Annotated in this window: 12 protein-coding genes; 7 read left to right on the forward strand and 5 right to left on the reverse strand. The window is 61.7% G+C overall.

The genetic code is table 11. The annotated features are described in order from the left end of the window. Positions 1–190 precede the first annotated feature (190 nt). Complete coding sequence (locus ACLH0I_RS05680; protein WP_411386519.1) at positions 191–490, forward strand: hypothetical protein; 300 nt, start codon at positions 191–193, stop codon at positions 488–490. A 251-nt stretch (positions 491–741) separates the two neighbouring features. On the opposite strand, the gene ACLH0I_RS05685 is transcribed toward ACLH0I_RS05680, so the two are convergent. After that, positions 742–1,146 carry a DUF488 domain-containing protein gene (locus ACLH0I_RS05685; RefSeq protein WP_411387465.1) on the reverse strand — a complete coding sequence of 135 codons (405 nt, stop codon included), beginning with the start codon at positions 1,144–1,146 and terminating at the stop codon, positions 742–744. A 219-nt stretch (positions 1,147–1,365) separates the two neighbouring features. Between ACLH0I_RS05685 and ACLH0I_RS05690 the strand changes: the two genes are divergently transcribed. Genes ACLH0I_RS05690 through ACLH0I_RS05700 form a run of 3 tightly spaced genes read left to right on the forward strand, consistent with a single transcriptional unit; the run spans position 1,366 to position 6,909 of the window. After that, complete coding sequence (locus tag ACLH0I_RS05690) at positions 1,366–2,169, forward strand: helix-turn-helix domain-containing protein (protein WP_411386520.1); 804 nt, start codon at positions 1,366–1,368, stop codon at positions 2,167–2,169. Then, complete coding sequence (locus ACLH0I_RS05695; RefSeq protein WP_411386521.1) at positions 2,169–4,556, forward strand: 7TM-DISM domain-containing protein; 2,388 nt, start codon at positions 2,169–2,171, stop codon at positions 4,554–4,556. Before ACLH0I_RS05690 ends, ACLH0I_RS05695 begins: the two co-directional genes overlap by 1 nt. 1 nt (position 4,557) lies before the next feature. Beyond that, positions 4,558–6,909: a TonB-dependent receptor gene (locus ACLH0I_RS05700; protein WP_411386522.1), complete on the forward strand. Its 2,352-nt coding sequence runs from the start codon at positions 4,558–4,560 to the stop codon at positions 6,907–6,909. Here ACLH0I_RS05700 and ACLH0I_RS05705 read toward each other — a convergent pair. Continuing rightward, positions 6,893–7,978 (reverse strand): diguanylate cyclase domain-containing protein, encoded by a 1,086-nt coding sequence (locus tag ACLH0I_RS05705; protein ID WP_411386523.1) that lies wholly within the window; start codon positions 7,976–7,978, stop codon positions 6,893–6,895. The genes ACLH0I_RS05700 and ACLH0I_RS05705 overlap by 17 nt on opposite strands. 310 nt (positions 7,979–8,288) lie before the next feature. Between ACLH0I_RS05705 and ACLH0I_RS05710 the strand changes: the two genes are divergently transcribed. From ACLH0I_RS05710 to ACLH0I_RS05720, 3 genes are all read left to right on the forward strand, one after another. Beyond that, on the forward strand, positions 8,289–8,567 hold the full coding sequence (locus ACLH0I_RS05710; RefSeq protein WP_411386524.1) for a hypothetical protein: 279 nt from the start codon (positions 8,289–8,291) through the stop codon (positions 8,565–8,567). A 128-nt stretch (positions 8,568–8,695) separates the two neighbouring features. Further along, entirely contained in the window at positions 8,696–8,929 is a 234-nt protein-coding gene (locus tag ACLH0I_RS05715) for a DUF4160 domain-containing protein (protein ID WP_250965270.1), read from the forward strand. A 3-nt stretch (positions 8,930–8,932) separates the two neighbouring features. Then, positions 8,933–9,418: a DUF2442 domain-containing protein gene (locus tag ACLH0I_RS05720; RefSeq protein ID WP_411386525.1), complete on the forward strand. Its 486-nt coding sequence runs from the start codon at positions 8,933–8,935 to the stop codon at positions 9,416–9,418. 175 nt (positions 9,419–9,593) lie between these two features. On the opposite strand, the gene ACLH0I_RS05725 is transcribed toward ACLH0I_RS05720, so the two are convergent. From ACLH0I_RS05725 to ACLH0I_RS05735, 3 genes are all read right to left on the reverse strand, one after another. Continuing rightward, entirely contained in the window at positions 9,594–9,875 is a 282-nt protein-coding gene (locus ACLH0I_RS05725) for a Rho-binding antiterminator (RefSeq protein ID WP_411386526.1), read from the reverse strand. Between the two features lie 96 nt (positions 9,876–9,971). After that, positions 9,972–10,859, reverse strand: a complete 888-nt coding sequence (locus ACLH0I_RS05730) for a dihydrodipicolinate synthase family protein (RefSeq protein WP_411386527.1) — start codon at positions 10,857–10,859, stop codon at positions 9,972–9,974. 19 nt (positions 10,860–10,878) lie between these two features. Beyond that, a complete protein-coding gene (locus tag ACLH0I_RS05735) occupies positions 10,879–11,661 on the reverse strand; it encodes an aldolase (protein ID WP_411386528.1) in 783 nt (260 codons plus the stop codon). Positions 11,662–11,725: the final 64 nt, after the last annotated feature.

The following is an 11,725-nucleotide window of genomic DNA, read 5'->3' on the forward strand; positions in this document are numbered from 1 at the left end:
CTGGGCTGCGTAGCAGCCCCCAAACTCATCCAGCATTGCGGTCCACTGCCGATGCTCAAACGCAGGCACTGAGACAGCGTGAGCGCCGTCTATTCAGACTCTTCCATCCCCCCAGCCTGCGCTCTAAACTGCGCAGGCCCAGTTGGGCAAACCAGCGCCGGCCTGTTCCGGTCAATCAGGGAAGAGAGTGATGAGAGTTATTTTTGTGGTGCTGTGGATGCTTAGCGGTTATGCCTTTGCCAACTGCGCCAACATAAACGACGACGACCAGCGTCGTTACTGCTATGCCAAGAACGGCAGTGGCAGCTGCAGCGCGATCTCCAGCAACGACCTGCGTCACGCCTGCGAGGCCGAGACTGGCAGCGGCAGTTGCGCCAGCATAAACGACGACGACCAGCGTCGTTACTGCTATGCCAAGAGCGGCAGTGGCAGCTGCAGCGCGATCTCCAACAGCGACCTGCGTGCTCAATGTGATGCCTTGAAGCCCTGACTGAGCGACTTGCTGAATGAAGCTGCCCTCCTCGGCAATGCTCAGAACAACCGTGGCGAGGGAGCTTGCTCCCGCTGGGCTGCGCAGCAGCCCCAAAGCGACTGATGTTCCCGCAGAAGCGTGGGGAACGGTCGACTGGCCGGGCGCAGACCACTGTGGGAGCGAGCTTGCTCGTGATAGTGGCAGGCCAGGCAACATCGATGGCGACTGGTTGACCGCCATCGCGAGCAAGCTCGCTCCCACAGGTATTTTCAAAATTCTGGAAAATCACCTAAATAACAAACCGGCGAATTCCCCTCGGCCCGCTTCTCCAGCTCATCCTCCAACCACTGCGCCAATACCACCGCATTGTTCTCAACCGGCGACTTGGCCGCATACACCAACGTCAGCATCCCACCCTGTGCCACATCCACCAGCTTCCACCAATGCTCCGGCCGCGCCGCCAGCTCCCGCCGATACGCCACGCCGAACTCGGCAAACGAAACCGCCCCCGCCTTGAATGCCTTGCGTAACTCATGGGAAGGCCCAACCTCCGGCAACCACTCAGCAATCGCCAGCGCGTCCTTGGGACAATTACGCGGCCACAAGCGGTCCACCAAAACCCGTACGCCATCCTCGGCGCTGGCGGTTTCATAGGCGCGTTTGCATTGGATCATCAAAGCCTGCCTGTCGGAGTAGGATCGCCTCAGCATAGCGGTCATGGACAATTCGGCATCTTCAAGTCTTCGCCGGACCTGCCGCTATTGGTGTAACGATTTTTACCGATCCATCGATTTTTGCGTTGCGATACCGTTGCTTTCCGGCAATTAATTGGCAAACGCACGATTAAGAGAACGTAGCGAATGGACGACGGACGATACGAAAGGCGCACGGCTATGGACGCAAGCGCGGCGGCGGCGTCCGAATCGCCGCATATTCTGCTGATCGACGATGTCCCGGAGGATATCCGCGCAACGCTTGTCCTGCTCAAGGCGCAACCCTGGCGCATTTCCCTGGCCAGTGATGCCCACCAGGGCTATCACCGCGCGCTGGCCTTGCGTCCGGATTTGATCGTGTTGGACGTACACATGCCGCACATGAACGGTTTCAGCCTGTGCCGGCTGTTGCGCGAGGCACCGTCGACCCGGCACACCCCCATCCTGTTTCTGTCATCGGCCAACAGCGCCATTGAACGCCTGGAAGGGCTGACCGTGGGCGCGGTGGACTACATCCCCAAATCCTGCGCCCCCGAAGAAGTGCTGGCGCGCATCAAGATCCACCTGCAATTGACCTGGCGCGCGCCACCGGCCGTTCATGAGACCCCCGCCGATCCGGAGCCGCAAGGCGATGAGATCGTGCTGCGTGCGGCGATGCGACTGATAGAAAACCAGTTGGACGACATGCCGTCCCTGGGCCTGCTCGCGCAAAAAGTCGGCACTCACGAAAAGCGCCTCACCGCGATTTTTCGCGAGCACCTGGGAATGACCGTGTTTGCCTACATTCGCGACGCCCGACTGCGGCGCGGCCAGGACTTGCTCTGCGAAAGCGCCATGAGCGTGCAGGACGTCGCCGAACTGGTGGGTTTTCGCAACGCCTGCAACTTCACCACCGCCTTCCGCCAGCGAATCGGCATGACGCCCAGCCAGTTTCGCCAGCAAGCCCTGGGCATTGCCGAAACCGAGTCGGCCGGACGCGCGTGATGCGGCTTCTACAGTTTTTATGGCTGACGATAGCGTTGTTATCCACAGGCCTGGCGCGTGCGGCGCCTGTGGATATCTGCCGCACCGACTATCTGAACCTGATGCCGGTGGCGCAGATTGTCGAGGACACCCAGGCACACCTGAGCCTGGAACAAATCGCCCAACGGCCTGACACCGATTTCAAGGCCGCGACCCCAGGCTGGCCGACACAGGGTTACAGCCGCTCCGCCTTCTGGCTGAAACTACAACTGACCAACTCAGGCGCTGCGGCGTGTTCGCGCTTGCTGGTGGTCGGCGCGCCGCGCCTGGAAGACATCCGTGTCTACCGACCGGGGCGTGTCGCCCACGCCGGAGCCGCCTATCCCCTGGCCGAATGGCCGCAACCGGCGGCGCGTCAGCCGGCGTTCCGGGTGTCGTTGGCGACAGGGGAGAGCACCACGGTATTTGTCCGGGTGGCGAGCAACTTCCAGATGTTGCTGGAGCCGGAACTGTGGTCCGAGCCGGCGCTGCTGCGCAGTCAGCAACAGACCTATTTGAGCGACGGGCTCTCCCTCGGCATTGTCCTGCTGGTCGTGCCGTTCGGCTTCATCGTTGGCTGGATCCTCCGCTCCCCACTCCTGACGGTGAATGCCGGTGCGGTACTCAGCTACATCTTGCTCACCTGCATCCTCAACGGTTACTTGATCTACTGGCCCTCGGCGCTGGGCTGGACACGGGAGCTGCTGACCTGCGCCAGCGCGCTCTCGTTCGTCTTGTTCCTGGCTTATTTCCGCGTGCTGTTGCAGGTATCCCAACTGCCCAGGATCATTGGCTGGAGCTATTGGGTGCCGCTGCTGGGCTGTGTCTTCGGCCGACTCTGGTGGCTGAAGATCGATCCGGTCCAGGGCGCGCACATAGTCCAGTTCTCCCTCATGAGTTTCTATGGCGTACTGCTCGCCACGCTGTTCATGGCCTGGCGCGCACGCCTGAGCTACAACTGGATGGCCTGGCTGGTTCCGGCGCTACTGCTTGGGCAACTGCTGATGCGGATTTTCTTCCCGCAAGAACAACTGCCCTGGCAAACGCCGGAAAGCAAATACAGCCTGTCGTCCACCTTGCCGGGCGTGGCGTTTCTGGTGTGCACTTTGATCATGGAAGTCGCCCGCAGCCGCAACCGTGAAAAACACGCCCTGTCCACCCTCGAACAACAACGCCAAGCCGAGCACGAACGCCTGGAAAGCACCGTGGCCCTGCGCACCTCGCAGCTGCGCGACTCCCTCGCGGCCCGCAGTGCATTGATGGCGCGCATCAGCCACGACCTGCGCTCGCCGCTGGTGCGCATCATCGACTACGCGCGCCTGCTCCACGCCGGGCCCAATCGCGACTATCAAGCCACCATCGAGCGCAACGCCCGCCAGCAACTGGAACTGATCGACGAGATGCTCGAGTTCTCCCGTGGCGAACTCGAGCAGATGCAACTGACCCTTGCGCCGGACTATTTGTACGGCTTCCTGCAGGAGATCGCAGACGAGGCAGGCTTTCTCGCCGCCCGCCAGGGCAACACGTTTGAAGCCGTGCTGGCGGATGACCTGCCGCCGCTGGTGGAGGCCGATTTCAAACGCCTCCGGCAGATCCTCATGAACCTCCTGGCGAACGCGGCGAAATTCACCCGCAACGGCCAGATCCGTTTCGAAGTGAGCGCAGGCCCCGGAGCGAGCGCCGACACCGTCGAGCTGCGCTTCAGCGTGATCGACAGTGGCATCGGCATCGACCCGCAAGAATTCGAACACCTGCTGCAACCCTTCCGCCGCGGCCGCAATGCCCAGCGCTTCGAGGGCAGCGGCCTGGGCCTGTCCATCGTCACCCAATTGCTGGAACGCATGGACAGCCGCCTCGAACCCCAGGCCACCGGGCAGGGCAGCCACTTCAGTTTTCGCCTGCAACTCAAATGCGCCCAGGAACACGACCTGGAGAATGGCATCGTCGACAACAACTTCACGCCGCTCGATGGCCAGGGCAAACACGTACTGCTGGTGGACGACATCGAACAAAACACTGAGTGGCTCTACGACCTGCTGGCCGGCTACGGCTTCGACGTCAGCATCGCGGCGAACGGCAAAGACGCCTTGGCCTGCCTGGCTGATCAACCGGTCGACCTGCTGATCAGCGACCAGATGATGCCCGGCATGGACGGTTGGGAACTGCTGCGACACGTGCGCGACCATGGGCACGAGCTGCCCGTGATGCTGTATTCAGCGATCCCGCCACGCAGGCCGGAAGGTTACCCGCAAGACCTGGCCTTCGACGCGGCACTGCTCAAGCCCGCCGACAGCCGCGAACTGCTGGCACGGATCAATACACTGGTTTGCCCGGACACGGAGCATCGCGAAATGGCCCGGGAGTTCTAGCATGCCGGGTCTGGGTTATCGGCTGCTCTTGCTCGGCGGCCTCTTCGCGTTGCCCTGGGCATCGGCCCATGCCGCGCAAGAGGCGCCCAGCGCCCTGACGCTCGACGAAACCACCGTCACCGCTCGTCGCCGCGAGGAAGACCCGCAAGACGTGCCGATCCCGATCAACGTCCTCTACGGCGATCAACTGGACGAAGCCGGCCTGCATCGGCTGCAAGACATCCAGCAACGGGTTCCGGGCCTGGTGGTCTCCGGTCACGATGCCCGTTACGCCGGCTTCGGCCTGCGCGGCTTCGGCGCCACCGCCTACAACGATGGCCTGGAAGGCAGCGTCGGCACCTACGTCGACGGTGTTTACCAGGCGCGCCAGGGCATGGCGTTCACCGAGTTGATGGACATCGAACGCATCGAAGTCCTGCGCGGGCCCCAAGGCACCTTGTTCGGCAAGAACACCACCGCCGGCGCGTTGAACATCATCACCCGCCAACCGACCTTCCAGCCCGAAGCCAATCTCGAAGCGACTTACGGTGAGCGCGGTCTGCGGGAATATCGCGGGACGCTTTCCGGGCCGCTGCAAGACGACGTACTGGCCGGGCGACTCAACGTGTTCGACGGCGCCAGCGAAGGCGCCGTGGAGAACCTGCAAGACGGCAGCCGCCTCGGCGACTCCGACAGCCAAGGCCTGCGCGGCCAATTGCTGTGGACGCCGAACAGCGACTTCAGCGCCCGCCTGATCGCCGACTACGCCGAGCAGAACGACGCCGGCAACGTCCTGCTGGTCAATCACTACAGCGAGCAAACCCGCAAACGCGCCAAATTCCTTGGCTATCCGCTGGCGGAGCCCGACCCTTACCGACGGGAAAACCGCATCGACGCGCCGGGGCGCCCGCGAACCCTGCAAAACGGTGTGTCGCTGGAATTGAATTGGGACCTGGACGAAGCCATGCGTTTCACCAGCATCACCGCCTACCGCGACTGGGACTACCGCGCCAGCCGCGACGGCGACAGCACCGCGCTGTCGGTGGCCGAGTCCGAAACCGAGCTCGGTCATCTGCAGTTCAGCCAGGAATGGCGGCTGTCCGGCAGCGCCGGCTCGTCCGTCGATTACGTCGCCGGGCTCTATTACCTGCGCCAACAACTCGACCGGCAGATCGACGCCGAGTTCGGCCCGGACGCGGCGCCCTGGTTCGTCGGTGACCAACTGGAGGCACTGCAAAAAATCTTCGGCGTCAGCCTCGCCGATCCGAGGCAGGTGCCTTCGGTGCTGCTCGATGGCGCCCGGCAACGTTACGACGGCGAACAGAAGGGCGACAGCCGCGCTATTTTCGGCCAGCTCTCCTGGCGCCCGATCGACCTGTTGGAATTCACCGGTGGCCTGCGCTACAGCCAGGAGCGCAAGGACGGCTGGGTCTCCCGCGACGTCAGCAACCTCGCTCCGCTGACGGGTTTGCCCCCGGTGTTCCAGGCCGGTGGCCAACTGCTGCGCGACATCGCCCTCGGCCGTGCTTATTACCGCGAAGACTCGATCAAAGAAGACAACGTCTCCGGCCTGCTCAGCGCCAGCTACCGCTTCACCGACGGGGTGATGGGCTACGTCAGTTGGTCGCGAGGCTACAAGGCCGGCGGCATCAACTTCGACGTGATCGGTCCGTTCACCGCGCCGACCTTCGAGCCGGAGCGCGCCACGTCCCTGGAAGTGGGCATGAAGACGCGGTTCTGGGATCAACGCGCCTTGCTCAACCTCGCCGCCTACCAGACCGACGTCGACGACTACCAAGCACTGACCTACAGCCCGCCCACCTCGCTGTTCGCGCCTCCCCTGCGGGACAACCTGATCAACGTCGGCAAAGTCCGCCTGCGCGGCATCGAACTCGATTCCGCCTGGCAATTCACCCCCCGACTCACCGGCCGCCTGGGCGTGGCCTGGAGCGACGCCCGCTACCGCAGTTTCCCCAACGCCCCGTGCCCGCCCGCCTCGGGCCAATGGACCTGCGACCTCAGCGGCGAGCGCCTCTACAACGCCCCGGAATGGAACCTCAGCAGCGGCCTAGACCACACCCACCCGCTGCCCTACGGCCTGGAAGCCTTCAGCGGCATCGACTACAGCTTCCGCACCGGCTACTACGGCACCCTCGAAGGCGGCGAAGGCAGCTATCAACCCAGCTACGGCCTCACCAACCTGCGCCTGGGCCTGCGCAGCCAGGACCGCGCCTGGGAAGTGGAAGGCTGGGTGCGCAATGTGTTCGACCGCAACTACATCACCGCCGTCTACTCATTGCTCGGCGCCGGCGACTACGGCGTCATGACCGGCAGCGAACGCACCGTCGGCACCACCGTCAGGCTTCGCTATTGAGCGAAATAAACCGCGTCGGACAAAACGCCAAGCGATTACCCCCGGCCTTCTTCGACAGATACATCGCCTGATCCGCCTTACTGATCAGCCCATCGATCTCCTGCCCATGCTCAGGGTAAAACGCCACCCCGATACTCGCCGCGATCTCCACCGTCTGCGCCCCAATCAAAATCGGCGCATTCGCCGCCGCCAGCATCCGCTTGAGCAACGGCTCGCTGTCTTCCACCGCCTGCAAACCCACCAGCCCGGCGACAAACTCATCACCCCCAAGGCGCGCCAACGTATCGCCCTCACGCAACGTCGCATTGATCCGCGCCGCGACAATCTGCAACACCCGATCCCCCCAGTCATGACCATAACTGTCGTTCAACGCCTTGAACCCATCCAGGTCAATAAACGCAATCGCCACCTTCTGCTGATGAATCCGCGCCTTGCCCAATGCTTGCCGCATCCGCTCGGCCAACAACAACCGATTGGGCAACTGCGTGAGCGCGTCATACCGCGCATCGCGCTCCAGCAACTGCAGGCGCTGCTTCATCTGCGTCATATCGCCAAGCAGCGCCACGTAGTGCTGAACATTGCCGTGCCGGTCATGCACCGCGCTGATGCTGATCCGCGACGTCATCTCCCGGCCGTCCTTGTGGTTGCTTTGGATCTCGCCGGACCAGTGGCCGTGGAAGTCCAAGGCATTCTTCATCGGCGCGTAAAAAGCGGTGAGGCGGCGGACCATGCGATGGGCATTCAACTCGCGGCCCTGCACCTCTTCCTGGCTGTAACCGGTGAGGCGGGTGAAGGCTTCGTTGACGGCGATGACCCGACCGTAGGGGTCGACGAGGATGATGCCCTCGCGGGCGTGGCTGAATACGGTGGTCGCCAGCTCTGGGCAGAGGGTGTTGATACGAGGGTCTAGCGCGGCTTCGTCACGGGTGGCCGGCCATAGGTTGGAATCGAAGCCTTGCTGGGCCAAGTAGGCGGCCAGGGAGGAGAGGGATTTCTGCAGGCGGGTCAGGGCATTCGTGGCGAGCCTGGCGTTGAGGCAGTAGCTGCGAATGAAGGTGCGTAGGTTCATGGGAGGTACACGGGTGCTCGGTTGCAGCGCTTGGGTGAGTGAAGCGGGCATTATCGAGACGGGGAGTGGGAGGGGCGTTTGCTGGAGCGGATGGAAGTTTTGCGGGAAGGGATGGAGTGGAAAGAATTTTTGAGGGGTTTATAGCCAAACAGAATTAACGGCTGCGTACATGTGGCTAGTTGTTATTAATTACTGTCATTTCCTACAGGTGCGCGAGAATTTTCGAGGGCCGTATCCTGAGGGGGATATCGCGAGATTTCGCTCGAAACGCGTCGCGCTATCACGGGTGCTTGATTTCGTGAGGTGCGATATGGAATTCCTAGAAAACTACAAAGGCTGCGTGATCAACAAAAGCCCGGTGGGCGGCCGATGGGTCGATGGGGTTTGGGTGGGGCCTCGCTATGATTACAGCGTCTTCTTTCCAGATGGAACGTTCTGCGCGCTGACGTATGACAGCGCAGAGGGAGCGAGAGCCGGAATCGATAAGGTGGCTGATGCGTTTGTGCGTGCGCCTAGGAAATTCGAGTGGGCGTTTTTTCTTGAGTTCTTGGGCGTGCGAAAAGGGGAGGGGATTGTTCGGAGAAGGTGATGGAAAGTCTTGATCATTAATCACCGTGACGAACGACTGCTAATCGCGCTTTAGCGGGAGAAGGGGTCACGCTCAGCATCTGACGCCTGACCTTGTGCTAGAGAAAAAAATTCCCTAGCATGCCTGGCATGGCTACCGTACACAGCGACCGTAACTGGAAAATAAAAATCTACCCGGACGATCACGCGCCGCCGCATTTTCATGTGCAAACGCCCGATGGTGAGTCACTGGTAGAGATCGACGGGCTCAAGGTGCTTGGTAAAGGGGCCAACTCTAAATCCCTGAAAGCAGCCTTGGCGTGGGCGGCAGAACATACGGCTGACCTGCAGCGTGTGTGGAACGAACAGAATCGGAGGAGCTGACCCATGATCAGCAAAGCCAGAATCAGCAGCGTGAAGCCTGTCCCCGGCAAACATGCCTTGCAGGTGGAGTTTGCCAACGGTAAGCGCTACGACGTTGACCTGCGGGAGTACATCCGACAATTCCCGGTGCTCAAGCCCCTGGAAGACCTGTCGTTGTTCGGCACCGCCCAAGTGGGAGAATGGGGCTTCGATGTGAGCTGGGGGGATGGCTTGGAACTGGCGGCCGTCACTTTGCATCGGTTGGCGCTGGAGCAAGCCGGTGAGGTGATGCCGACCCAGGCCTTCAAACGCTGGATGGCTGCCAACAAACTCTCGTTGACCACCGCCGCGCAGGAGCTGGGCTTTACCCGTCGCACCATTACCGCTTACAGCAGTGGGACCTCAATGATTCCCAAGCATGTGGCCCTGGCCTGTAAAGGATGGGAGTCTGAGCACAAGGGCAAGAAAGTGACAAAAGCTGAAAGCAAAAGGACCTCGCAAATAGCTTGATGAAACAAAGCCTCTGCCCCACTACTGCCTGAATGATTAGGGATGCTGCGCAGCCCGGCAGGAGCAAGCTACCTAGCCACGAGAATAACTGGATGCCCGTTGAGTCCCAGGCGCAACAGTCCCTTGTGGGAGCGAGCCTGCTCGCGATAGCGGTGCGTCAGTCAGCAGATCCATTTCACTGACTAACCTGGTCACCCACCGTCAACACAACCCGCCCAAACCTGGCGTTCTTATCCAACGGCGTAATCGCCAATAAACGATCAAGACGAATCTCCTGACGACCGTCCGCCGTTTCGACCTCAAGAAACTCTTCCCGCGTGGAAGCCGTCCGCGTGGTAATCGCCCGAGCCGTCACGCGTTGGCCGTCAGTCAGCTCGATGTCCAGCGTGTAGCCGCACAGGCAGGCAATCTCCAGATAGTCGTGCAGGTCGCAGTGCAGCGGTTTATAGGTGTCCATCTCACGCCTCGCCGTTTTACAGTTTGAGAATGAAGTGAAGCGACCGACAGGTTGACGTTTTGAGTTGCCCCCCGCCGGGCCGCAGGGCAGGGCGAATCAGAGCAGTTGCTTCAGCATCGCTTGCAACCGGTCATTCCCCGACTCGTCGAGCGGAAACACCGGCAAGCGCGGGTCGCCGACCTCCAGGCCGAGGGTGCGCAGACCTGCCTTGATGGTAGCGGGCAAGCCGCCCTTGAGGATGAAATCCAGCAGTGGCAATTGACGATAGAACAGCGCCCGGGCTTTGCTCAGGTCGTTGGCCAACACTGCCGCGTACAGGTCGAGATTGAGTTGCGGGATGAGGTTCGGCGCGGCGGTGCACCAGCCCTTGGCACCGGCCGCGAAAGCTTCCAGCGCCAGTGGGTTGCAGCCGTTGTAGAACGGCACCTGGCCTTCGCCCAGCAGTTGCAGCTTGTGCATGCGCTGGATGTCGCCGGTGCTTTCCTTGACCATGGTGACGTTATCTACCGCGTTGAAAATTCGCAGGATCAAGTCCACGGACATGTCGATGCCGCTGGTGGCCGGGTTGTTGTAAAGCATGATCGGCACGTCGATGCTGGCGCCGATGGTCTGGTAGTGCCTGAGGATCTCCGCCTCGCTCAGTTTCCAATAGGAAGCCGGCAAGACCATCACCACATCGGCACCGTGATCCTGGGCAAAACGTGCGCGGCGCACCGCTTTGGCGGTGGTCAAGTCAGACACGCTGACCACGGTCGGCACCCGGCCGGCAACGCGGGCGATGCTGAACTCGCTGACCTGGTCCCACTCCGCGTCGCTCAGGTAGGCGCCTTCGCCGGTGCTGCCCAAGGGCGCGATGGCATGCACGCCGCTGTCGATCAGGCGGTCGATGGACCGCCCCAAGGCGTCCAGGTCCAAGCCTTGGCCGTCGGCGGAGAAGGGCGTGATGGTGTAACCGATGATGCCGTGGATGTTGGGGGTAGACATGGCGTCGCTCCTATTGGGTTCAGTTCAGGCAATCGGCGTGTTGGCGCAGGTTCTGCCGGGCGTAGTAGTTGAAGGCGGCCGCGTGACGCTTGGGACGGGCGATCCAGTCGTGAGCTTCACGGCCCAGGTGCGGCAGGATCGGCTTCACCTCGCCGGCGGCCATAGCGAGCAATTGCAGCTTCGCGGCGCGCTCGATCAATTGGGCGATGTTGCAGGCTTCTTCCACGGTCTCGCCGGTGGACAATTGACCGTGGTGGGAAAGCAGAATCGCTCGCTTGTCACCCAGGGCGCCGGCGATCAATTCGCCTTCCTCGTTGCCCACGGGCACGCCCGGCCAGCCTTCCAGAAACGCGCAGTCCTCGTACAACGGGCAGAGGTCCATGTGGGAAATCTGCAGCGGCACTTCCAGCATCGACAGCGCGGCGATGTGGGTCGGGTGGGTATGGATGATGCAATTCACATCCGGCCGGGCGCGGTAGACCCAGGTGTGAAACCGGTTGGCCGGGTTGGGAATGCCGTGGCCTTCCAGGATCTCAAGGTCTTCGTTGATCAACAGCAGGTTGCCGGCGGTGATCTCGTCAAACCCCAGGCCCAGTTGCTGGGTGTAGTAAGTGCCAGGTTGCGGCCCGCGTGCGGTAATCTGCCCGGCGAGGCCGGAGTCGTGACCGTTCTCGAACAAGATGCGACAGGTCAGGGCCAGCTTTTGTCGCACAGTCCACGTATTATCCGGCAGTGATTTCTGCATCTGGTTTACAGCATGCTGGACCAATTGGTCCTTGGGCGTCGTCAGTGTCTTGCTCATGTCAGTTCTCCTGATTCGTTCTTTGACCGTTCTTGATCCGCGTCATGGAAGCGGTGGGATGGAG

This window comes from Pseudomonas sp. MPB03 (assembly GCF_046605385.1).
Taxonomy (GTDB): Bacteria; Pseudomonadota; Gammaproteobacteria; order Pseudomonadales; family Pseudomonadaceae; genus Aquipseudomonas; species Aquipseudomonas zanjanensis.